This window comes from Tenacibaculum profundicola (assembly GCF_057220795.1).
The window spans coordinates 3451305-3476028 of record NZ_CM170137.1 but is presented as its reverse complement, the minus strand read 5'-3'; the positions used below and the strand labels follow the sequence as shown (position 1 = coordinate 3476028).

The 24724-nt window shown below is 34.4% G+C and carries 24 protein-coding genes; 16 read left to right on the top strand and 8 right to left on the bottom strand.

All coding sequences use genetic code 11. The features are described 5' to 3' along the window. Positions 1–175: 175 nt before the first annotated feature. The 6 genes from bla to AC2TDS_RS14555 all read right to left on the bottom strand — a co-directional run bounded on the left by bla (position 176) and on the right by AC2TDS_RS14555 (position 4514). Complete coding sequence (gene bla / locus AC2TDS_RS14580; protein WP_484736309.1) at positions 176–904, bottom strand: subclass B1 metallo-beta-lactamase; 729 nt, start codon at positions 902–904, stop codon at positions 176–178. A gap of 451 nt (positions 905–1355) precedes the next feature. Beyond that, positions 1356–2141 (bottom strand): TPM domain-containing protein, encoded by a 786-nt coding sequence (locus AC2TDS_RS14575; protein WP_484736308.1) that lies wholly within the window; start codon positions 2139–2141, stop codon positions 1356–1358. After that, positions 2141–2578, bottom strand: coding sequence for a TPM domain-containing protein (locus AC2TDS_RS14570; protein ID WP_484736307.1), 438 nt, complete (start codon positions 2576–2578; stop codon positions 2141–2143). Before AC2TDS_RS14570 ends, AC2TDS_RS14575 begins: the two co-directional genes overlap by 1 nt. A 1-nt stretch (position 2579) precedes the next feature. Then, on the bottom strand, positions 2580–3188 hold the full coding sequence (locus AC2TDS_RS14565; RefSeq protein WP_484738963.1) for a LemA family protein: 609 nt from the start codon (positions 3186–3188) through the stop codon (positions 2580–2582). An 18-nt stretch (positions 3189–3206) separates the two neighbouring features. After that, on the bottom strand, positions 3207–3536 hold the full coding sequence (locus AC2TDS_RS14560) for a MerR family transcriptional regulator (protein ID WP_484736306.1): 330 nt from the start codon (positions 3534–3536) through the stop codon (positions 3207–3209). A gap of 9 nt (positions 3537–3545) precedes the next feature. Continuing rightward, positions 3546–4514 carry a M23 family metallopeptidase gene (locus AC2TDS_RS14555; protein WP_484736305.1) on the bottom strand — a complete coding sequence of 323 codons (969 nt, stop codon included), beginning with the start codon at positions 4512–4514 and terminating at the stop codon, positions 3546–3548. Positions 4515–4669: 155 nt separating this feature from the next. Between AC2TDS_RS14555 and alaS the strand changes: the two genes are divergently transcribed. The 4 genes from alaS to AC2TDS_RS14535 all read left to right on the top strand — a co-directional run bounded on the left by alaS (position 4670) and on the right by AC2TDS_RS14535 (position 9514). Beyond that, positions 4670–7285, top strand: coding sequence for an alanine--tRNA ligase (gene alaS, locus AC2TDS_RS14550; RefSeq protein ID WP_484736304.1), 2616 nt, complete (start codon positions 4670–4672; stop codon positions 7283–7285). Between the two features lie 114 nt (positions 7286–7399). Next, complete coding sequence (locus tag AC2TDS_RS14545) at positions 7400–7666, top strand: hypothetical protein (protein WP_484736303.1); 267 nt, start codon at positions 7400–7402, stop codon at positions 7664–7666. A gap of 169 nt (positions 7667–7835) precedes the next feature. Beyond that, a complete protein-coding gene (locus AC2TDS_RS14540; protein ID WP_484736302.1) occupies positions 7836–8186 on the top strand; it encodes a hypothetical protein in 351 nt (116 codons plus the stop codon). Between the two features lie 377 nt (positions 8187–8563). Beyond that, entirely contained in the window at positions 8564–9514 is a 951-nt protein-coding gene (locus AC2TDS_RS14535; protein WP_484736301.1) for a GSCFA domain-containing protein, read from the top strand. Positions 9515–9680: 166 nt separating this feature from the next. Here the strand turns inward: AC2TDS_RS14535 and AC2TDS_RS14530 are convergent, their stop codons facing one another. Both AC2TDS_RS14530 and AC2TDS_RS14525 read right to left on the bottom strand, forming a co-directional pair. Then, on the bottom strand, positions 9681–9956 hold the full coding sequence (locus AC2TDS_RS14530; RefSeq protein ID WP_484736300.1) for a rhodanese-like domain-containing protein: 276 nt from the start codon (positions 9954–9956) through the stop codon (positions 9681–9683). Positions 9957–9990: 34 nt separating this feature from the next. Next, positions 9991–11748: an aromatic amino acid hydroxylase gene (locus AC2TDS_RS14525; RefSeq protein ID WP_484736299.1), complete on the bottom strand. Its 1758-nt coding sequence runs from the start codon at positions 11746–11748 to the stop codon at positions 9991–9993. Positions 11749–11861: 113 nt separating this feature from the next. Between AC2TDS_RS14525 and AC2TDS_RS14520 the strand changes: the two genes are divergently transcribed. The 12 genes from AC2TDS_RS14520 to AC2TDS_RS14465 all read left to right on the top strand — a co-directional run bounded on the left by AC2TDS_RS14520 (position 11862) and on the right by AC2TDS_RS14465 (position 23960). Further along, positions 11862–12665 (top strand): M48 family metalloprotease, encoded by an 804-nt coding sequence (locus tag AC2TDS_RS14520; RefSeq protein WP_484738962.1) that lies wholly within the window; start codon positions 11862–11864, stop codon positions 12663–12665. Positions 12666–13113: 448 nt separating this feature from the next. Beyond that, positions 13114–14631: a 2,3-bisphosphoglycerate-independent phosphoglycerate mutase gene (gpmI, locus tag AC2TDS_RS14515; RefSeq protein ID WP_484736298.1), complete on the top strand. Its 1518-nt coding sequence runs from the start codon at positions 13114–13116 to the stop codon at positions 14629–14631. Positions 14632–14647: 16 nt separating this feature from the next. Further along, positions 14648–15178 (top strand): TlpA family protein disulfide reductase, encoded by a 531-nt coding sequence (locus AC2TDS_RS14510; RefSeq protein WP_484736297.1) that lies wholly within the window; start codon positions 14648–14650, stop codon positions 15176–15178. Between the two features lie 29 nt (positions 15179–15207). Next, a complete protein-coding gene (gene map, locus AC2TDS_RS14505) occupies positions 15208–16026 on the top strand; it encodes a type I methionyl aminopeptidase (protein ID WP_484736296.1) in 819 nt (272 codons plus the stop codon). Positions 16027–16028: 2 nt separating this feature from the next. Further along, positions 16029–16799: a class I SAM-dependent methyltransferase gene (locus AC2TDS_RS14500; RefSeq protein ID WP_484736295.1), complete on the top strand. Its 771-nt coding sequence runs from the start codon at positions 16029–16031 to the stop codon at positions 16797–16799. A gap of 440 nt (positions 16800–17239) precedes the next feature. Next, positions 17240–18847 carry a phospholipase D-like domain-containing protein gene (locus AC2TDS_RS14495; protein WP_484736294.1) on the top strand — a complete coding sequence of 536 codons (1608 nt, stop codon included), beginning with the start codon at positions 17240–17242 and terminating at the stop codon, positions 18845–18847. Between the two features lie 41 nt (positions 18848–18888). Continuing rightward, complete coding sequence (locus AC2TDS_RS14490; protein ID WP_484736293.1) at positions 18889–19428, top strand: hypothetical protein; 540 nt, start codon at positions 18889–18891, stop codon at positions 19426–19428. Next, positions 19425–21092, top strand: coding sequence for a GMC oxidoreductase (locus tag AC2TDS_RS14485; protein ID WP_484736292.1), 1668 nt, complete (start codon positions 19425–19427; stop codon positions 21090–21092). The genes AC2TDS_RS14490 and AC2TDS_RS14485 overlap by 4 nt, the downstream gene beginning before the upstream one ends. After that, a complete protein-coding gene (locus tag AC2TDS_RS14480) occupies positions 21040–22215 on the top strand; it encodes a ferritin-like domain-containing protein (RefSeq protein WP_484736291.1) in 1176 nt (391 codons plus the stop codon). Before AC2TDS_RS14485 ends, AC2TDS_RS14480 begins: the two co-directional genes overlap by 53 nt. Positions 22216–22230: 15 nt before the next feature. Further along, positions 22231–22674, top strand: a complete 444-nt coding sequence (locus AC2TDS_RS14475) for an SRPBCC family protein (RefSeq protein WP_484736290.1) — start codon at positions 22231–22233, stop codon at positions 22672–22674. Positions 22675–22703: 29 nt separating this feature from the next. Next, the gene (locus AC2TDS_RS14470; protein WP_484736289.1) at positions 22704–23105 is read left to right on the top strand and encodes a hypothetical protein; all 402 of its coding nucleotides are present in this window, start codon (positions 22704–22706) and stop codon (positions 23103–23105) included. A gap of 273 nt (positions 23106–23378) precedes the next feature. Further along, positions 23379–23960 carry a TMEM175 family protein gene (locus AC2TDS_RS14465; protein WP_484736288.1) on the top strand — a complete coding sequence of 194 codons (582 nt, stop codon included), beginning with the start codon at positions 23379–23381 and terminating at the stop codon, positions 23958–23960. The last annotated feature ends 764 nt before the right edge of the window (positions 23961–24724 follow it).

Sequence of the window (24724 nt, the reverse complement as noted above, 5' to 3'; positions counted from 1 at the left end):
GTGATAGTTTAAAAAGTAGAAATTTCCTTAATTTCACAAAAAAAGTCATGAAAATGATATACTCAATACATCTACAAACTACATTTTAGGAGATGAAAAAGTATTCGATTCCGCCAATTTTAAGGTATAAAGAGAATCTATTCCATAAAGTTTATTTTAATATATCCCCTATAAATTATGGTGTAAACAATTGAATCGTATGCGTTAATAAATCAGCACCTCCCTCTTTCCCATGACCAGGAATTATCCACAATACTTCTGGATACATGTCTTGTACATTAGCAACAGTGGTAGCCCATGCATTAACATTAGCATCTGCTAAATTTCCTTTCTTTGCTTTCAATGCTTTTAATAAACACCCACCAAACAACACTCTATCCTTAGGGTAATAAGCTACTATATTATCTTTGGTATGGCCTTCTCCTAAAAACTCACAAATAACTTTTTCTTCGCCAACATCTAGTGCTAGATGATTATTAAAAGTTACCGCAGATTGAATCTCGTGATTTAACATTTTAGTGCGTTCATTGGCATATACTAGTATTCCTTTCTTACGGAAAGCAACTATCCCTCCTACACAATCTACGTGAAAATGTGATGGAACCACTGCTTTTACCTTTGATTTACAAGTTTTTTCAATCCAATCAATTAATTCAAAGGAGGCGTTTATGTTAGTGGGGGTGTCAAATACAAGGGCTTCGTGTTTATCAATAACAATCATACCATTGCACGAAACCTTTCCCCATTTTTCAGTATCTAAATACGAAATATGGATATAAACATGCTCCGAAAGTTGCTTTATCAAAAGGTTTTCAGAGCTATAGACTTCTCCGAATTTTTGACCACAACCGAAAAGATAGAACGTTATGAATAAGCCACCAACTAGATTCCAGTAATTTTTCATTGATATTTGTTTTTATGGCAAAACGGCTAACCTCATTATTTCCTTCTAATATTTCTACATATAGGTGGTTGTTTCTATTGCTTTTGAATATCATCCAATTTTAAACTCTGAGGATTGATGTTTTCCCTTTTCTATAGCTTATGTAAACAATACTACCATTATTTTAACTAATTATCGTTAAGCCTTAGTTATGCATTAGCATCCTATATACTTCCCAAACTCAGCTATCCTATTTCCTTTTAAAAAAATTTAATGTCTGCACTTACGGTTTCAAAATATCGCTAGAATTATCAAATACGCTGTCAAAAACATGGTATGAAAACAATTGGTCTTATACCGTTTACCATTTGAATTTACAGTAAATTCAAACAATAACTGGTATTAAACTAAAAAACCACTGAAAACACAGCGGTTATTATTACGATATGTTCTCGAAAATTCTCTAGTGAACTTACCAACTACCACCAGCACCACCTCCACTAAAGCCTCCGCCTCCGCCGAAACCACCAAAACCTCCACCAGAGGATCCTCCAAAGCTTCCACCGCTACCGAAACCACCTCTACCAGAATTACTGAGAATAATGGTTTCTAAAAGACCACGAGAGCCTGATCGATAACCTCCTCCTCTATTGTTTCTATTTCCATTAGAGATAATCATAAAGAAAACAACAAGAATGACAATAAAAATGATAAAACCAGCGTCAAAGCCATCTTTTTTATCTTTCTTTTGTCTCTTATAAAGCCCTTTTAAAACCTCAAAAACAGCATCAACCCCCTTGTCTAATCCAGCGTAATAATCACCTCTTTTAAATTCAGGAATTATAACATTTCTAGTAAGCTCTCCAACTACACCTGCAGTTAATTTATGTTCTACTCCATAACCCGGTGCTATCCAAATTTTCCGATCATCTTTTGCTAGCAATATAAAAACTCCATTGTCTTCTCTCTCCTGGCCTATCCCCCATTTATGAGCCCATCTCGGTGCTAAAATCCCGATAGATTCACCCTTTGTACTAGAAATAATTGCTACTGCAATTTCTGTAGAAGTTGAATCACTATAAATTTTAAGCTTATTATAAAGTCTATTGTACTGGTCTTTAGTTAATAAATCAAGACTATCTATAACAGGTGGAATAAATTTAGGTTTTTCAGAAATTTCAAATTGCCCGAAACTTACTTGAACAAAACATAAAAAAGCAATAAACAGTACCTTGTATGAAAAATTTTTGATATTCATTAGCCTTTTGATATTTCATTAGACAATTCATCTTCATCATCAACTTGCCAAGGAAAATGGGTCTTTAACTCTTCACCAGCCTTCAAAACCCCATTAATTATTCCTTGCTTAAAATTGCCTTGTTTAAATTGCTCTTGCATTACATTTTTAGTGGTATCCCAAAAATTCTCGGGCACTACGTCATTAATACCTTTGTCACCGTAAATAACAAATTTATGATCTTCCACCGCCACGTAAATCAGTACTGCATTCTGATGTTGGGTATTAAACATCTTTAGCATATGAAAAACTTGTAATGCTCGATCAAAATGAGGTAATGATGAACTCTTCTCCATATGAATTCTAATCTCACCAGAAGTATTTAATTCAGCCTGCCTAATAGCTGCTACAATTTCTTGTTCTTCAGAATATGATAAAAACTTTTCTACTTCAGACATCTTATTTTTTATTCCCAAAATCAAAATCTATATCCGGTGCCTTTTCAGCACCAATCTCGGCATCAAAATAAGGTTTTGGTTCAAAATTAAACCATCCCGCAAAAACAGAATTCGGGAATATTTTTACATGATTATTATAAGGCTTAATAGCCTCATTAAAACGTGTTCTTGATGTTAATATTTGATTTTCAGTACTTGCAAGTTCATCTTGTAATTTTAAAAAATTTTGATTAGATTTCAATTCCGGATACCTCTCTACAGTCACTAATAAGCTTTTTAAAGCCCCACTTAAACCACCTTGTACTTTATTGAATTGTGCTAATTGCTCTGGAGTCACTTTTGAAGCATCAATATTCATTGAAGTGGCCCTTGCTCTCGCATTAATTACTTCTGTTAATGTTGATTTTTCGAAATCAGCAGCCCCTTGTACTGTTTTTACTAAATTCCCAATTAAATCATTTCTCCTTTGATACGTCGTCTCGACATTTCCCCATGCTTCCGCAACATTTTCATTCAATCTAACAGCTGTGTTATTAAACCCTACAGTCCATCGGTACAAACCGAATACGATAACTCCTAAAACAATTATTGGTACTAACCATTTTTTCATCATTATTATTTTTTTTGTTTATAATTGATTTTTTATTTTTATTAATGCTGCTTTCACAGCCTCTAATCTACTAATTATTTCGTGATTGCTTATTACTTCATCAGGATTTTTCTTTAGCCTTTGCTTTGCTCCTTCTAAAGTAAATCCTCTTTCTTTTACCAAATTATAAATAAGCTTAAAATTCTCAATGTCTTCTTTGGTAAACAACCTATTCCCTTTGGCATTCTTTTTAGGTTTGATCACATCAAATTCTTTTTCCCAAAAACGTACCAACGACGTATTTACCCCGAAAGCTTTCGCTACCTCTCCTATTTTATAATATCTCTTTTCAGGTAAATCTACGTACATTTTTAAGGCTTAATCATATGATTGTCCCTTTTGCTGAGACGCTTTTTGCATGGCTATAAATTCTTCAGGAGATAAATCGCCGTAATAAAAATATATAGGATTTACGGGGCGTCCATTCTTGTGCACTTCATAATGCAAATGAGGTGCTGCTGAACGTCCTGTATTTCCCACGTATCCAATCAAATCGCCACGTTTTACCTTCTGTCCTACTTTTGCCGCTATTTTGCTCATATGCGCATAAATAGTTTTATAACTGTACCCGTGATCAATATACACCACGTTTCCAAAAGTTGAACTTCTATGTGCTTTGATAACTTTACCGTTTCCTGAGGCAAAAATTGGTGTTCCAGTAGGTGCTGTAAAATCCATTCCGTTATGCATACGCCACGACTTTAATATCGGGTGTAAACGCATACCATAACCAGAAGCCATCCTTGTTAAATCTTCATTCTTCACTGGTTGTATGGCGGGTATTGAAGCTAACATTTTCTCTTTTTCTTTTGCCAAACTAACAATCTCGTCTAATGATTTTGATTGCACCACCATTTGTTTAGACAACACATCTAACTGCTTCGTTACATTGGTGATCATGTTGCTATTTTCAAAACCATCTAAGCTTTTATATCTGTTCACCCCTCCAAATCCTGCTCTTCTTTGCTCCTCGGCAATGGGTGTTGCTTCAAAATACGTTCTATATATATTATTATCTCTTTCTTGTAACTCTGTCAATATTTTTGAACTTTCATCCATTCTTTTAGAGAGCAGTTCATAGTGTAATTTCAAGTTCTCAAGTTCTCTTTTTTGAGCTCGTTCTTTTGGTGTCAGTAAAAATTGGCTAAAACCTATAAATCCTAAAAAAGCAATTAAAGAAATTCCTGTGATTCCTAAAAAGGCTTTTTTATACTTTTCACTTCTTTTACTTTCTATTTTCCTGTAGGATAATGTGTCCGGATCATAATAATATTTTACTTTCGCCATAATGCTAAATATACTACTTTTGTGCTCTTTAAAAGAGCAACTTTATTTAAGGGGTTAATATTTGGTAAGTCGCAAATTTACAAAATGTTTTAAAACTACTTTTTTAAAGCTATTTTTTAATTAAAAATTAACAATAATTAAGATACTGGAGTGGTATGAAATCTCAAGAAATTAGAGCACAATTTTTAGATTATTTTAAATCAAAGCAACATGATATTGTTCCTTCTGCACCAATGGTGCTAAAGAACGACCCTACCTTAATGTTTACCAACTCTGGTATGGCGCCTTTTAAGGAATACTTTCTTGGAAATGCCACCCCTAAGAACAACAGAATATCCGACTCTCAAAAATGTTTACGGGTTTCTGGTAAACACAACGATTTAGAGGAAGTAGGCTATGACACCTATCACCATACCATGTTTGAAATGCTAGGTAATTGGAGTTTTGGTGATTATTTTAAAAAAGAAGCTATCGCTTGGGCATGGGAATTACTTACCAAAGTATACAAAATAGACAAAAATATTTTATACGTAACTGTTTTTGAAGGTGATGACAAAGACGGTACTAAAATGGATCAAGAAGCCTATGATTTTTGGAAACAAATTGTTTCTGAAGATCATATTTTAATGGGGAATAAAAAAGATAACTTTTGGGAAATGGGTGAGCAAGGCCCTTGTGGTCCTTGTTCTGAAATTCACGTAGACATTCGTTCAGCTGAAGAAAAAGCCAAGGTTGACGGGAAATCGTTAGTGAATAAAGACCATCCTCAGGTAGTAGAAATCTGGAACCTTGTTTTTATGCAATACAATCGCAAGGCAGACGGCTCTTTAGAAGAACTGCCTTCTAAGCATATTGATACAGGTATGGGCTTTGAACGTTTATGTATGGTTTTACAAGGAGTTCAATCAAACTACGACACCGATGTTTTTACGCCGTTAATTAGAGAGATCGAAACAATTACGGGGGCTTCTTACGGAAAAAACGAAAAAATTGATATTGCCATTCGAGTAATAGCAGATCACGTTCGTGCTGTAGCTTTTGCTATTGCCGACGGTCAGTTACCTAGTAATAACGGAGCTGGTTATGTTATTCGTAGAATTTTACGTAGAGCTATTCGTTACGGATTTACATTCTTACAGCAAAAAGAGCCCTTTATCTATAAGTTAGCCGAAACATTATCACACCAGATGGGTGAAGCTTTTCCGGAAATTAAAAAACAAGATACGTTAGTACATAATGTTATCAAAGAAGAGGAGCAATCATTTTTACGTGCCTTAGATCAAGGATTACTGCTGTTAGATAAGGTTATTGAAACAACCGAAGGAACCGTTATTTCAGGAAAAAGAGCTTTTGAACTCTATGACACTTATGGTTTTCCTTTAGATTTAACCCAGTTAATCGCTCGTGAAAAAGGATATACGGTTAATGAAGATGAATTCAACGCTGGTATGAAAGCTCAAAAAGACCGCTCTCGTGCAGCTTCTGTTAGTGAAACGGGTGATTGGGTTGTTTTAATTGATGATGAAATAGAAGAATTTGTAGGTTATGACACCCTGAACGCAAATGTAAAACTCACACGTTACCGAAAAGTTACCAGTAAAAAAGACGGTGAACAATATCAATTAGTCTTTAATTTAACTCCGTTCTATCCTGAAGGAGGGGGACAAGTAGGTGACAGGGGAGCTATTGAAACACCAAATGGTGATGTTATCTATATAACAGATACCAAAAAAGAGAACAATGTAATTATTCATTACGCAAAAAATTTACCAGAAAACCTGCATGAAACTTTTAAAGCAGTGGTAAATGACGAATTTAGAAGATTATCAGCGAGTAATCATTCAGCTACTCACCTATTGCACCAAGCTTTACGAGCAGTGTTAGGTGACCACGTTGAACAAAAAGGGTCGTTAGTAAACCCTAAGCATTTACGATTTGATTTTTCGCACTTTTCTAAAGTAGACAAAGATCAATTACAAGAAATCGAAGCATTTGTCAATGCTCGTATTCGTGAAAACCTTTCGTTAGAAGAAAAACGAAACATTCCAATGCAACAAGCTATTGATGAAGGTGCTATCGCTTTATTTGGCGAAAAATATGGGGATAGTGTCCGTACAATTCGTTTTGGCCAATCGATGGAATTATGTGGAGGTACCCATGTACAGCGAACAGGTGAAATTTGGTATTTTAAAATCAAATCAGAAGGAGCCGTTGCAGCTGGTATTCGTCGTATTGAAGCAATTACCAATATTGCTGTGGGCGACTATTTTGAAGAGGTAGAACACAAGTACAATTCAGTAAAAAAATTACTGAAAAACCCAAAAGACATTACCAAATCGGTAAGCTCTTTACAAGATGAAAACAGCAGTTTAAAGAAACAAATTGAACAACTGTTAAAAGACAAAGCTAAAAACTTAAAAGGAGACATTAAAAACCAACTAAAAGAAGTTAATGGAGTACACTTTTTGGCAACTAAAGTTGATTTAGACCCTGGTAGTATAAAATCTTTATTATTTGAACTAGGTGGAGAAATAGACAATTTATTTTTGTTATTCGCTGCTTCTCCTTCCGCTGAAAAGGTCATATTAACCTGTTATATCTCCAAAGATTTAGCCAATGATCGTGGTTATGATGCGGGTAAGGTAGTTAGAGAATTAGGAAAATATATTCATGGTGGCGGAGGTGGTCAAAACTTCTTTGCTACCGCAGGAGGTAAAAACCCAGGAGGAATTCCAAAAGTATTAGATAAGGCTATTGAGTATATCGTATAAAGAGGAACGATATAGCATCGTGTTTTTTCTTTTCTCACTTTTGTTTACATCCAAAATATAATAAAAGGTTCAAAGACCCTTACTTTTTGAACCTTTTTTAGTTTATAAAAAACTATGAAAAATGAAGCTTCTTATGTATCTCTTTTAAAAAAAAGTATACCTTTTATTCTTTTATTGATTCTAAAAATAGTGTTCGGATTTGATATTAGCGATTATCTTAATTCCATCCCTAAACAATATGTGACAATCGGATTGTCATTGATACTATTATTAAGTATTCTAAATCTATTCCGAAAAAAAAGAAATAACCGCGAAGACACCTTGTTTCTGGCTAGTCAAAATGACTATAGTAATACCATTTACCATTTGAGTTTATCGTAATAAAACGTCCTTTTTCCCTTTCTATTTCAATATAAAAAGAAATCATAGCTACTGCTATTATTGATTTTTCTATCTTATATAAAGAAAAAATTATTCATTTTCTTTTACAGTAAACTCAAACAATAACTGGTATAACAAAGACGGATCCATCATATTTAGTACTTTTATTGTGATTGGAATATGTTTTTATACCCTTACTTTTAAAAACCACGATATAAATACAATTCTTTTATTAACCATCCTCCTATTTTGGTCAATTAACGGAAGTTTTTTAAGTAAAACCGCATTTTTTAAACTAGCAGATGATACATTGTACTTTAAAAACCAAAAAGAAAACCGCATCTTTAACATAAATGAAATCCGAGAAATCGTAGTTTCTCAGAAGGAAATAAAAGTCATCTACACAGACTCAGAAAAATTAATCTCCTTTTTAGAAATTAAAGAAAAAGACTACCAAGATTTTAAATGTTGGATGCAACGAAAAAACCCTAATATGCAAGTTAAAAAAGACTATTTATAAAATTATCATAGGCCCTACCAAACACATAACTAACAACCCCTAACAGGCGTTCTCTTTTTGTGTTTATTTTAATGAAAATCAACCCTATATAGAGCTACAGTACGTAAACAAAAAACCAAGCCATTAACTCAAATCAACGCAGTATGGTTATGGTTACATCTAAAAGTTGAACATTTAAGTTAAAGATAATACTCGTTTCTAAATAGCGAATAGAACCCACAAAGCCTAGCTGGCAATCCTCTTAATAAATTCCTTCTTCCCTTTTAAATCAATCATAGGAGTTTAATCAATTATTCACTAATTTTACTTCTTAGAAAAGATCCTTTTGTATATACAATAAATAATTCCTTTTCCTACTTTAGTTGAATTAGCCCACTATGAACTTACAAACACAAATACCATTAAAACCTCAACAAGAAAACCAAATAGGCTATCCTTCCCAACTACTATTATTAGGCTCTTGTTTTTCAGAAAATATAGGAAATAAATTGTCGTATTATAAATTTCAGGCTATTCAAAACCCTTTTGGTATTTTGTTTCATCCTAAAGCCATAGAACAACTAATCAAAAACGCGATCGATAAGAAAATATACACAGAAGAAGATGTCTTTTTTCATAATGAACGATGGCATGCCTTTGAGGCACATTCTTCTTTAAGCGCAACAAGTGCAGCTCAAATAGTACACCATTTAAATCACCATATAGCTTCAACCCTCAAACAACTAAAAAACGCCACGCATATTTTGATAACCTTAGGTACTTCGTGGGTGTATCGTTTTATCGAAACAGACACTATTGTTGCAAACTGCCATAAGGTTCCTCAAAAAAAATTCGTCAAAGAAATCTTATCTATTGAAGAAATTTCTGAAAGTTTATATACGATAAACTCCCTTATAAGATCCATTAATAAAAATGCATCTATAATTTATACCGTATCACCAGTTAGGCATCTAAAAGATGGCTTTATACAAAACCAACAAAGCAAAGCTCACCTATTAAGCTCTATACACCAAACAGTTAGTGGAAATAAAAACAATTATTATTTTCCTTCTTATGAAATTATGATGGATGAACTGCGTGATTACCGTTTTTATTCAGAAGATATGATTCACCCAAATACAACAGCGATCACCTATATTTGGGAAAAATTTAAACAGGTATGGATTGCTGAAAACGCACAAAAAACCATGCAAGAAATAGCAACAATACAGAAAGGATTACAACATAAACCATTTAATTCAAGCTCAGAGCAACATCAGCTTTTTCTAAAAAAACTAACTCAAAAAAAGGAAACACTTCAAAAAGTATTTCCTTTTATTAGGTTTTAACACCAATTATATTTTGAAGTTACCGTAAAAGAAAATGATGTTATTTTCTTTATAAAAATTAAGCACCCCTTAGTTTATTTCTTTTTCTAATGAAGAAGAATGTGTAAAAGGATGTTTTATTATCGTAATTTCAATTTATAAATAAATAATATAACATTGAATTTTTCTATAAATATTGATCCACATTTTGCCAAGGACCCCCATTAATAACATCAACTCCTTGCTGTACCAAAAATTCAGTTGCTTGTGCGCTTCTTCCTCCGCTTCTACAAACAGCAATTACTGAGGTATTCCAAGACTTTATTTCTTCAACTTGTTCGGGTATCGTATTCAACACTATATGCTTCGCCACCTCAGAATGGCCTTCATTCCATTCCGCCAGTGTTCTCACATCTAGTATTACCGCTCCTTTTTCTAAGTATTCTTTAATTTGGTTATCCATATTTTTCTTTCTAAATAAATTAAATAGTCCCATATTAGGCTTGTTGCAAATTCTTCAGCAAAAATAGCCCGTTTTCTATTAATTTACTGTATTCTTCATTACTTTTAAGTGTTTCCAAATACTTTTTGAGTTCCGTTTGTATCGAAAACCCATTACTCAAAGCAAGCTCTAACAACTCAAGAGGCAGTAACCAATCATTTTTAAACTTCATTTGTAGTTGCTCAAAAATTAGTTTTATCTTTTCTTCAGAAGCTGTATTACCTTCTCTCATTGTTCTTGCCAACTCATAAAGTGAATACAACTCTTTATCTGAAGTAGAATAATCAATTTTATGAGTTTTAGTTTCAGAAACCTTACCCAAATCTCCAAATGAACTTACATCTGCTGGTCCTGCATAAGCAGAGACAACCTCAACTCCTACTGCCATATCATAAATTCCCCAATTTGGATGAAATAACACTTTATCTCCATAGGTAACCATACAGTTCTTAAAAGAAATTAACAAAATTCTACCCCGTAAATCCCTTGTTCCTGTGATCACTTCACCAACTACTTTTATTCCTCCTTCAAACTCTAAAGTTACCTGTTTACCTTCATAAATACCATAGGCATCAAGATCTCTCGGACTCATGTTTTCAATAGGTATATTAATTCCTCTTAATTTTCCTATCGGACTTCCAAATCCTTCAGCATGATGTGTAACCCCATGACCTATAAGCTCCTTATCTCTACTAGACAAGGCTGTATTTCCGGTAGTTTGTATGTATATAGGTCGGTTTTTTTCATCAGAAATCACATTGCTAAAAATACCTGAAATTTGAATCCCAGTACTTAACTCAATAGTTCCTAGATTTTTAGATGCGATCAGTTTTTGAACCCCATTAAGACCACCTGTTCGAATGGCCATTTTATTAGCAAACTGCTCTAAAACTAAACTCAAATGTGCAAAATCAGGGGTCACAAATAATTGTGGCTGAGGCTTTGTAATATCAAAACTAACGGTAGCCGTATCTACCGAATACGGTAGCTTTTTAACATCTTTTTGCATACACCATTTACTCTCTCCAATTGAAGACAGCAATCCTGCTCCGTAAATCTTAGGATTTTCAACAGTACCTATCAACCCATACTCTACGGTCCACCAATGTAAATTTCTTATTTGAGCCATCTCAGACAGGTCTCCTAAATTATCTTGTAACCATTCAACCTTCTCTTGCGCCTCCTTAATCGATTTTTTACTTGAACTTGGATCTTCTTTTAAAATAGACAATAATCTCACTGCTTCATACATTTCATAATCCTTTGCTGAAGATATTGCCTTGGCTCCTATTTCTCCAAAACGACGCAAGTATTCGGCATATTCCGGATTAGCAATAATAGGTGCATGCCCAGCAGCTTCATGAATAATGTCAGGGGCAGGTGTATATTGAATATGATCAATGGTTCTCATATCCGAGGCTATAACCAATACATTATACGCTTGAAATTCCATAAAAGCATTTGGCGGAATAAACCCATCAACTGATACGGCAGCCCAACCAATTTCTTTCAAAATTCGATTCATCCCTGCCATATAAGGAATATGCTCTACTGAAATACCCGTTTTGTTCAACCCATCTAAATAGGAGCTGTGAGCTACTCTACTCAAATAATCTACATTCATTCGCATCACATAACGCCACACCGCCTGATTCTGTGCTGTATAATCGTCATAAGGTTGTTTTACTATAAATTTATGTAAATGTTTTGGTAACTTTTTAGTTACCTCATTCAATTCCAACTGAGTTTCCATGAAATGCTATTTTAACAGTGTAAATTTAGTTTTTTTATACTTCACAAAAAATCGATATCCGTTAAAATATATATTTTGTATATTTACCTGTAACGCTAAAAATGGCTTATAAAATGAGAAGAGGTGGGTTTAAGGTTCGTTTATTTATCGGTCTAATTATTATTGCCTTTGCTTATTTAAAAAAATGTAGTCAACAAACGGAAAACCCCTACACTGGTAAAACCCAATCCATCAGTCTCTCCCCTCGACAAGAAATCGCAATTGGTTTACAACAGGCACCTTCAATGGTACAACAACACGGAGGGCTTCATCCAGATAATAGATACCAACAACTAGTTGATCAGATTGGTAAAAACCTAGTAAATAATACCGTTGCAAAACAATCTGGCTATCAATATGATTTTCATTTATTAAAAGACGACAGAGCTATTAATGCTTTTGCTTTGCCGGGTGGTCAAATTTTTATTACCTATGCCCTGTTTTCAAAATTAACAGATAACAGCGGACGTCTCAACGAAAATATGCTTGCTGGTGTTTTAGGACATGAAATTGGGCATGTTTTAGGGAAGCATTCCAATGAAAGAATCACAGAAGCAAATTTTTGGAAATTATTAACCATGGGCGCTTCTGTAGGAGCCGACTTGGGGCAATTAGCCAATAATATCGGACAACAAACTTTATTAAAAAACGGGCGTGGTGACGAATTAGAAAGCGACGAATTAGGCGTTCGATTGATGATTAATGCAGGGTATGACCCTCGGTATTTGATCAATGTAATGGAAATTTTAAAAGCAGCTGCCGGTGCGAATAGAGTTCCGGAATTTCAAAGCACACATCCTGACCCTGAAAACAGAATTGACAAAATAAAACAAGCTATAAAAAAATATAGCAACTCAAATTATATACAACATAACTAACTGTAAATAAAAACCCTAAAGCACACCTTAGAAATACTTTAAAGTATGTTGCGTTTGTAACATTTTCATGATTCTCGGTACTAATACTATAAAAACACGTGAGAGGAAGAAATTTTAACGCAATAGCAAGTTTGACTGGTCTAAAATCCAATATAGGATCCAGTATGATTACCCGTTTAAATAATAATACACGAAGAAGGGAACCTAATTACCCGAAGAAAGGCTTCGGAAATATGATCTCTAAAAATATTGTATTCAATAAAAAGGCTACGCCTAAACAACTAAAAAGAATTCGCGAAAATTTGCAACGAGAAAACAGAAAACAAATTATAATCAATCTTTTATTGTTTACTACTGTTTTCATTGTACTCCTATCCTTAATCGGTTTCGTTATTTTTTAATAATTCACCAGAAATCTTTCTTATTTTTACGGTTCAATTTTTAGAGAATGAACAAGAAAGTAATTTTAATGATTTTAGATGGTTGGGGGATTACTCAAGACCCTAAAGTATCTGCCATATTCAATGCTAAAACACCTTATATTAATTCATTGTACCACAAATTCCCAAATGCAGAGTTACGGACTGATGGTGAACATGTTGGACTACCAGAAGGACAAATGGGAAATTCTGAAGTTGGGCATATGAATTTAGGTGCTGGTAGAATTGTATATCAAAATCTTGCGAAGATTAACAAAGCGGTTACAGAAGGAACCTTGGCTAAAGAACCTGAATTATTAAAAGCTTTCGAGTATGCCAAAGCAGCCAATAAAAAAGTTCATTTTTTAGGTTTGGTTTCTAACGGTGGTATTCATTCTCATATCAACCACTTAAAAGGCTTGCTCAGCGCAGCTGACCAATACGGGCTTGAAAATGTTTATTTACATGCGTTCACTGATGGACGAGATTGTGACCCTAAATCTGGCAAGTTCTTTATCAATGACATTCAAGAGCATATGAAAAATACCACAGGGGCTTTAGCTACTATCACTGGGCGTTACTTTGCAATGGATAGAGACAATCGTTGGGAAAGAATTGCACTAGCTTACAACGCTTTAATCCATGGAACTGGAAAGGCTTCTAAAAACGCCGAAGAAGCCATTCAAGAAAGCTATGACAAGCAGGTGTCAGACGAGTTTATCAAGCCGATCATTATGGTTGATGATAACAACGAACCTAAAGCAACAATTCAGTCTGATGACGTGGTTATCTTTTTCAACTTTAGAACAGATAGAGGTCGACAATTAACAGAGGTACTAAGTCAAAAAGATTTCCCAGAGTATCAAATGAAAAAATTACCATTGTACTTTGTTACATTGACAAACTATGATGATCGATTCTCCAATATTGACGTTGTTTACGATACTAAAAATATCGAAAATACGCTTGGTGAGGTCTTACAAAAAGCAAACAAAACGCAAATTAGAATCGCTGAAACAGAAAAATACCCACATGTCACTTTCTTTTTCTCTGGAGGTAGAGAAAAAGAGTTTGTTGGAGAAAACAGATTATTATGTCCTTCTCCCAAAGTAGCTACTTACGATTTAAAACCGGAGATGAGTGCTTACGATATTCGTGATGCTATAATTCCTGAACTCGAAAAAGGAAACGTTGATTTTGTTTGTTTAAATTTTGCCAATGGTGATATGGTAGGACATACAGGTGTATTTGAAGCGGCCGTTAAAGCCTGTGAAACTGTAGACCATTGTGTTCAGGATGTGGTAACAACAGCTCTTGACAATGATTACACGACTATTTTAATAGCAGATCACGGAAACTGTGAGACCATGATGAACCCAGATGGAACGCCTCATACTTCACATACTACAAACCCGGTTCCAATGATTTTAATCGATAATAACTTAAAGTCGATAAAAAGTGGTATTTTGGGCGATATTGCCCCTACTGTTTTACATTTGATGGGAGTGGAACAACCTATCGAAATGACACAACAATCGCTTATCTAAAAATATATTTATCATTATGAAAAACATACTTTTTATAATATCTATTGCACTATTTGCCTCTTGTGCTACTGTAAAAAAAGTCCCTGCAACAAAAAACAATAATGGCGATCTAATTGGTGTTGCTACCAAAAAGGATTTTCAACAAGAACCTTACGGAAGTGAATGGTTTAATGATTTCTACGGTTACTACGAGGTGAACAAACAAACGAGCGCACAATTAAAAAAGTATTTAAAAAACATTACTATAAAAGGGTTTATGGGAACTTGGTGTGGTGACAGTAAACGTGAGATTCCTAACTTTTATAAGCTTCTAGACGAAGTTGATTTTAATTATAAAAATTTAGAATTAGTTACCGTAAACAGAAAAAAAGAAGCCCATGGTTTAGAGAAAGGATTCAATATCATAAGAGTCCCTACTTTTATATTTTACAAAAAAGGGAAAGAAATAGGTCGTTTTGTTGAACATCCACTTGATGGATCGAGTATTGAAAAGGATATATTAAAAATTGTTTCAGGGCAACCTTATACACATCCATATCAAAAATAATCGTAATTTTGCGCTTCAAAATTTTCAATATGATCAAGCCAAAAACTAAAGAAGAAATAGAACTCATGCGCGAAAGCGCTTTAGTAGTCTCAAGAACATTAGGTATGTTGGCCAAAGAGGTTAAACCCGGAGTAACCACCCTATACCTTGACAAACTAGCGGAAGAATTTATCCGTGAACAAGGAGCTATTCCTGGCTTTTTAGGCTTATATGATTTCCCGAACACATTATGTGTAAGTCCTAACTCGCAAATAGTGCATGGGATCCCTAATGACACACCACTGAAGGAAGGAGATATTATTTCTATTGACTGCGGTGCTTTAAAAAATAAGTTTTATGGAGATCACGCCTATACCTTTGCTGTTGGAGAAATAACTCCTGAAACACAAAAATTACTTGAGATCACCAAAGAAAGTTTATACGTCGGAATTCGAGAGTTTAAAGCTGGAAATCGTGTTGGAGATGTTGGTTTTGCTATTCAAAATTTTACAGAAAAACATGGATTTGGAGTTGTTAGAGAGTTGGTAGGCCATGGGTTGGGGGAAAAAATGCACGAAGATCCAGAAATGCCAAACTACGGACGCAGAGGTCGTGGTAAAAAATTTGTGGAAGGTATGGTAGTAGCCATTGAACCTATGATTAATATGGGTACACACAAAATTTTCCAGCATAAAGATGGCTGGACAATCACTACTCTAGATAATAAACCAAGTGCTCATTTTGAACACGACATAGCCATCGTTGATGGTAAGCCAGAACTACTTTCTACTTTTCAATACATATACGAAGCTTTAGGTATTGAAAGTAATGAAGAAAATGAATTTAGACAACAACCTTTAGCTTTATAGATGTGTCACTTTTTAAAACAATTTTAAACACTATTCCTAGGCCTTTTTTAATAAAGGCAGGCTACTGGGTACGCCCAGCTATTGCTTGGTGGTTAAAAGGTGATAATTATACTGACCCGATAGATGGGAGGTCTTTTACTCAATTCCTATCCTATGGGTATGGAAGCCAGCGGAAAAACGCATTGTCTCCTTCCACTTTTTCTTTAGAGAGGCACCGTTTATTATGGTTGTTTTTAAAAAACGAAACAGAGTTCTTCTCCTCAAAAAAAAAGTTAAAAGTACTTCATATTGCACCCGAACAATGTTTCTTAGATGTTTTCAAAAAACAAAAAAACTTAATATATATCACTTCAGATATAGAGTCACCTATTGCAGATATTAAAGCTGATATTTGTAACCTGCCTTTTAAAGAGAATGAGTTTGATATTGTGTTATGCAATCATGTGTTAGAACACATAGCTGATGACACCAAAGCAATGCAAGAATTATACAGAGTCATCAAACCAAATGGTTTCGGTATTTTTCAAATTCCGCAAGACATGAATAGAAAAATCACCTTCGAAGATGACTCTATTACAGACCCTAAAGAACGTGCTGCCATTTTTGGTCAATACGACCATGTAAGAATTTATGGGGTAGATTACTTTGACAAACTACGCTCTATTGGTTTTACAGTAGATGAAGTTGACTACACAAAAAAAATGCCTCCTGCATTAGTGGAGCGATGTGCTTTAATAGAGGGAGAAATTTTACCTGTTTGCCATAAGTATTAACAAAAGCTACGAATCACTTTTTTACTGAGTACTCGCGAACCTTTAAACCTAATATTTATAAACATTTACGGCGTAAAATTACGATAATTACATTTTTGTAACTTTTACTTTTATCTATTATACGATTTACAAATTAAAATTCCTGCAATAAAACACCCAATTTAAACTTCTATAACCTACCTAAAAAATGATCATTTTACGGCTAAAACCGAAAGATTACTTAACGCGTTAGTTATGAATAACATACGCTTATACCTAAAATCCCATGCTTTAAGGAAATCACGAGTTATTTAAAGTCATTCTAAAAGTGTGTAAACACAGTACTTTAGCTTGTATAAATCTAGAAATGTTCATTTTACATACAAATCGCTAAGGAATTCAATCTCATTTCACATTATTAATTCTCTATTTTTACTAGAACTAACCAAACTAAAAACAATATGAGAGCACGAAACCAAGAAAGTGGTGTTTCTTTGCATGTCATAGCTGGAACACATGTGGTGTTACTTTGCTTAGATGTAGAAACAAATGCAAGAAAAAAACTACTAGGGTTTATCCTAAAACGAAAAGACATTACTACAGGAGAAACAACTAATTTACAAGGATTTAAAGAATTCAAAGAACATAAAAAAGATAACGATAGAAGTATTATTCAAGCCTTTCTTTGGGGTGATTACAATGCCAATCCTAACACTCAGTACCAATATTCAGCAACCCCCGTATACGGTAAACCAAATAAAAGAAGAAACGGAAATGAGATTTTGGTAAATATCACTACTGAAAATCCTGATTCTGGCACACATGGTGTCTATTTTAATAGAGGCACAGTAGGCCAAGCTTATGCTAGAAAATTTGACAATAAAAATCCAGATAAAGTACCAAACAATAAAGCCTACAAATGGTTATCAAGAGGTTTAGAAGAGGCATTACTAGCCTTTATTGCTGAAGCCAAAGGAACAGATTATTCATTACGAGTTGCTGCCTATGAGTTTGATTACGTACCTGTTATTCAAGCTTTATACGATGCATCAACAACGGGTGCTGATGTTAAAATTTTATACGATCATTCATCAAGAGGTCCATGGGAAAACACGAGCAAAGCAATTGCTAAAGTTCCAGGTATAGAAAAACTAATGACCCCGAGATCTGCCAATTCTTCTATCAAACACAACAAATACATTATCCTGTTATACAAAGGATTACCTATAGAGGTATGGACGGGCTCTACTAATTTCACCAAAGGTGGAATATTTGGACAATCTAATGTTGGTCATATTGTTAGGGATATTAAAACTGCTTCAGAATATATGGAATACTGGGCACGTCTTTCAAAGAATCCTCAAATGAAAGAAATACGTCCTGAAAATGACAAACACACCCCAACACCTAAAGGTAAAGCAAGCAAAGGGATTACCCCAATATTTAGCCCAAGAGAAGATTTAAGCGTTCTTGAGTGGTATGGCGAACAAATTAAAACAGCAAAACAATCAATCGGCTTTACAGCCGCATTTGGTGTCAATCAGGATTTTGCAGAGATCATAAGCAAAGAAGACGATTCCCTTCGATATATTTTATTGGAGCATGAGGGCAATACATTTGACGACTTTAAAAACACTCCAAACAACAGAATTGCCTTGGGAGCCCTTCTTAATAAAGAAGAAATTAAAGAAGAGGAACTAAAAAACTGGGAGGAAGAGCATCTTACAGGTTTAAATGATCACGTTAAATATTTACATACAAAATACCTTTTCTTAGATCCGTTAACAGACGACCCAGTATTGATCACTGGCTCTGCTAATTTCTCTAAAGCATCTACCCAAAATAACGATGAAAACATGATCATTATTCGTGGTAACTCTAATGTTGTTGATGTATACCTTACCGAATTTACGCGTCTTTTTGGTCATTATAAATTTAGAGATCAGATGTCTGATAACGGTTTAGATGAAACTTATTTTAGCGATTATCTAGCAACCGATAATTCTTGGACCAACATCTATTTTAAAGAAGGAACTCAACATTTAATGGAGCGTAAATTATTTCGTTAATACAACTAACTAACAAAAACTAACAAAACTATTTACACATTATGATTGGAGGTCCAGTATGTAATGAGAAACTTCCTGCAAATTTAATTTTTGCTGAAGGTCAACATCTCACACACCAAAACAAAGAAGGTTTATGGGAAATTTTTGAAGCAATAGGTATCAATTGGTCAAATACCCTTTACGATTCTAATAACCAACGTAGTTCTTGGTACGAAATGCTAAAAGCCAAAACAGAAAACGCGCCGAATTATACCGGAGAATATGTGAACGCTATCTACGTAATTAATGAACTTAAAGCCATCTATGGAAAAGGAGGTGCTTATAAGAAATTGTTCTTTGAGAGCGGTATTGACAACGATGCTCCACCAACTACAAGACTAGCACATTGCAAATACTATGTTGTTAACGAATTTATCCGAATGCAAATTACCGCAGGCGGCTTTAAAAGCTGGGGCACAAAACACGGAGGAGAACAAGCCAAAAACTACCATGGTTTCTTGGGAGGAACGCGCTACAATCGTATTTCGAGAGTGCGTGCCTACGAACCTAATTCCGATAATTTAAAAAACGACAACGCATGAAAGAACAATTTGACTACGTAATTGTTGGCGGTGGAGTTGCTGCTGCAACAATTGCCAAAAACTTGCTCGAACACAACAATGATACTTCTATAGTAATTTTAGAAGCAGGTCCTGAAATTATCGCTAAAGACAGGCGTTTTTGGTGGGATTATATAACGCGTGATGAAAGACCGTATACTTTTACTTACGATCAAAAATTCGAAGCAGACTCAACAGGTAACATTGATTACCAAACCGATGGAGTAAGGGTAAAAGCTTACGGAGGCTCGACCATGCATTGGGGAGCATGGTGTTTACGATTTAGGCCAGAAGATTTCAACCTCTTTTCTAATACGGGTGAAGGGGCCGATTGGCCAATTAACTATAACGACATAGAAACCTATTACAACGATGCCGAAGCTTTCTTATCTGTTTGTGGTGATAACAACGCGAATTGGATTCCTAGATCAAAACCGTATTCGGTTCCTTCTTTTGAATGGACTGCTGCCGATGGAGAAATGATCAAAGCATGGGAACAATTAGATGTAGTATATCAAGAAGGCGATACAAACCCCGGAACAAACAGTAAAATAAAATCAGGTAAAATGCCCATAGCGCGCTATAGAAAATGCATGACTACCGGTACCTGTAAATACTGCCCTATTGGAGGTCGATTTAGCGCGCAATATGTATTAGATGATTTAAAAACTGACCCTAGATTTGTGAATTTTGAGGTTCGTGTAAATTCACCTGTACATAAAGTAAACGCTCTAAGTAAATCAAAAATGGAGTCCGTTACATATATCGATAATTTAACAGGAAAAGAACATATCATAAAAGGAGGTAGCATCATTTTAGCTTCTGGTGCCTATAATGTTCCTAAACTATTAAGAGCTTCTAAAAATAACTTTTGGAAAGACGGTATCGGTAACGATCATGACTTGGTAGGGAGGTTTGTAGTATCGCACTCTATGTTGAAAGTTACAGGAAAAGCAAAGTCAAATCCGAACGGATGGTTTCAAGAATATGATTTCCCGACCCTAATGTCTCATAGTTATAATACAAAAGAACATCAGAAAAAAGGAAAAATTTTTATGTTTAAAAATCGAACTACCCCTAATACAGACATTGCCAAATTAATGATCGAAGGTAAAACCAGAAAAGAAATTGATGCTATTATTTATGGAGAAATGACAATTGAAATTCAAGCTTTTTTAGAAGAAAAGGGAAAACATAGTAATCGTTTAGAAGCAAAACCAGGAGTAGACCGCTTCGGCTTGCCACAAACTACAGTACATTTCAGTAGAACAGACGAAGAAATGAAAAATGCTCATGACCGTTTGAAGTTATTAAAAGAAATCATTGAAAAAATGGGCTTAGAAGTAATCTCATCGAGTGTTGACAATCCCGGCGGACATCATACCACTGGAACCGCTCGTATGGGAACCAACCCCACAAATAGTGTTACTGATAAATTCATGAAAGTACATCATACTGACAATTTATATGTATGTTCTAATGCTGCTTTTCCAACGGGAAGTGCCGTAAACCCCACTCTTACCCTAACAGCTATGGCTTTTAGACTGGCACATCATTTGAACCAAAAAGAACTAACAAAAACGAACCAAAAGAATGTCTACGAAAACAATACAATTAAAGAACTCATTTCAACAGAAAACCTCTAACATCACCAATGTACAAGAGCTAATTCAGCACTCTAAATCGGTACAAGATAAAAGAGATGGCCAATTACACGTTCTTAAAGAACTATTAAATTGTGCAGTAATCTTAGAGTTTGCCACCATTCCTATATACTTACAAGCAATGTGGAGTATCAAAGACAACAACTGTGAAGTAGCAAAGTCTATCCGAAATATTTTTCAAGAAGAAATGTTACATATGGCAATGGTGTGCAACATGATTGCAGGGATTGGTGGAGAACCTAAAATATACAATACAAAAAACGGACTTACCTTTCCTTCTGGGCTACCTGGGGGGGTGCATCCAGAACTATTTTTGTATCTGGAAGGGTTAAATGATTGCTCACTTAGAAACTTTATGGAAATAGAACTGCCTGAAAAAATTGCTAAAATTTACGACTACGATACCGATGAACTAGTCAGCATAGGCGGGTTATGTGACAAAGATGGAAAGACCAGTACCAAGGCTCATATTCAAAGTTTCGAGCATAACAACACTATTGGCGAACTATATGATCGAATTAATGAATTGTTTCAAGAGCTACAACCCAAAATGGATGTAGAACGTCAGTTGACAGGGCCCTTATCTTGGTGGGTTATGGCAGACGCTGAAAGCGTTTCTAAGGCGATTGACATGATTAAAGAACAAGGGGAAGGCGCTGCCCCCTCTAACATGGTTAAGGAGCAAGAAACAAGCCCTGAAGATGTATCTCCAATCGTTGAAGGTGATGATTTAGCACATTTCTATCGTTTTTGGGAAGTGTATTACCAAAAACGAATTGTTCAAGAAGGTAACAAATATTACTTTAAAGACCCAATGACAAGGCCAGAAACGTACAATATTGCGCGTATTCCTGAAGGTGGTTACCAAAAAGAAGACGTAGCCCCAGAAGTATGGCACCTAACCAATGAGTTTGACAAAGCATATACAGACTTGGTGAAATTATTACAAGACGCTTGGGCTATTGATGGCAGAGGGCAAGCCTCTCTAGTCAATGCTATTGAAGTCATGTTTAAGTTAGAACGATACGCCTTACCCTTGATAAAAACTCCGATTCCAGGAAACAAAAACGGACAACATTACGGTCCTTGTTTTAGAATGTTATAAACAAAAAATATTAGTATGAATAACAAAGAATATAAAGATTGGCGAGTAATTACAGTATGTGAATTGAATGCACCAGCAGCCACAGTATGGAATATGGTAGGTGGATTTTACAACATCAACCAATGGCATCCAGATATTGCTGTTTCTGAAGTACCAGAAGAGCAATACAAAGACCGAAACATTCGTAGAAAATTAACATTTCCAGGGCAACCGCCCACGTGGGAAGAGTTGGTATCTATCGACAATGAAAACATGTTTTATAAATACAAATGGCATAAAGGTAAATGGGGTGAAATGATTCAAAAGTATCACGCTCAAATACAAGTAATAGAAAAGGATTTAGACAAAACTTGCCTCCTACAGTGGTCTTCAACATTTTATTATCCTGAAGACGGTCTCACTGAATTCTATCATAATGGCTTTGATGGATTAATAAAAATGTACGGAGGAAAATATTAACTAACATAAAAATTTAAAACATTATAAAAATGGGAAGTTTCGTAGAAATTAATGACACCCTTGAATTAACCGCAGACCAAGGGTTTCCAGTAGATATTTTCAATATAGAAAAACACAGGAGTAATCCTTTAACATTAAAAGATGTAGAAGGCAAGGTTTTTGAATTTAAAAACAAGCCGAGCCCACGTATTTTTCAACTAGATCCAGTTAGGGTATATTATGTTCATAATATCGATGGCAAGTGGTTATTTTGGGGTCGAGTATTAATCCAATCACAAAAAATAGAAAAACAATTGGATGACAAGGGTATTTGGGATGGTCAATCATGGAAAACCTCTGGAACTTATACGATATTGAACGTATATAATCCAAAGTACCAACAGGAATTCACACTGGATGAAGCCCCTAATGGCAGAAATTATTTCAAATAAACTTTTAAACCTTGAGTTCGATTATTAGTATGATGCACTGGTACGAAGTTGTTATAATTACTACGGTAATCATGGCATACTCTTCTGTTAATTACAACAGTTTCAAAATGTATTTACTCAGTAATACTAAATCTCCCTAAAGTAGATGAAAAGATCATCATTTGGTGATTGTTTCAAGCAATCGAGCTCAGGGTTATACTAAAACTCATCTATATAAACACCATTATTTAGAGAGGTAATTACCTAATTCACCCTCTTAATCCCGATAAACAAATGACCTCAAAAAGATTAGAAGCTTTTAGTGATGGCGTTCTTGCCATTATAATCACCATAATGGTTTTAGAACTGAATTCACCAAACGAAACAACACTCAAAGCATTGTATGCAACATTTCCTGTTTTTATCAGCTATTTAGTTAGTTTTTTATACATAAGTATTTACTGGAATCATCACCATCAATTATTTAAAATAGCCGATAAAATAAACGGAAACATTCTCTGGGCCAACTTACATTTATTGTTTTGGCTATCTCTTATTCCGTTTACCACTTCATGGATAGGTGACAATCATGTAGAAGACATTCCTGTAACACTCTACGGTATCGTTCTTATAATGAGCGAACTTTCTCTACTTATACTAAAAACTAGCATTATTAAACTTCATGGAAAATCATCAAAAGTTAGTGAACGTTTGAGCATGAGCAAAAAAAACATGCTCTTCTTTGGTATTCATATAGTCGGTTTATCTCTCATGTCTATTAATGACTATATTCCTTTGGTATGCTTTTTAATTGCCGGGCTTGTTAAAGTTGCTGAACTAAAAAAAGTATATGATCATATGCATGCCCATGAATAGAATAAATTTCATTAAAAATCACATCAGAATTAATGGGGTGATATCTTTTCACCTAACTTCTAAATTAGAAACCCATATCCATTTTTCAATTAAAAATTTTTCAGAATGTAGCATACTCGTTTGTTATCTTAAGATCCGAAAAATAATGAACTTTTAGATATATAATACCTAACCTTACACCATTATATTTAAGCATAAATAACACAATTGTCCGTACTAAAAGTCACTTGTCATGAAAGTAATAGCATTTACCGTATTAAACGTCCTTTTTCCATTTCTATTTCAATATAAAAAGAAATCATAGTTCCTGCTATTATTGATTTTTCTATCTTATATAAATAAAAAATCACTCATTTTATTTTACAGTAAATTCAAACAACAATTGGTATAACATCTCCTTTTGTAAGTTCGAATTATACGATTTACAGATAAATATTTCGCATATAGGTATTGAATTATTTTAAGTTAGTTTAAGGCCTAAAACTTTAGCATAGCCAAGCTATGATTAAGTTTTATAACGCAAAAATAGCTACAAAAGAAATAATAGATATGCGAAATATTTATCTGTAAATCGTATTGATACTTTAATCAACATAAAACACCCTTATCTTGCATACTTAGTAATATTGTAAAACATTCTATATATTTGCCTAACCACAACTAAACTACTTTAAACTAACGCATTACACGAAATGTATTAAAATGCGATATTTGGTATATTTTACTACTACCTTCTTAATACTAAACATCACTGGCTAATGAGT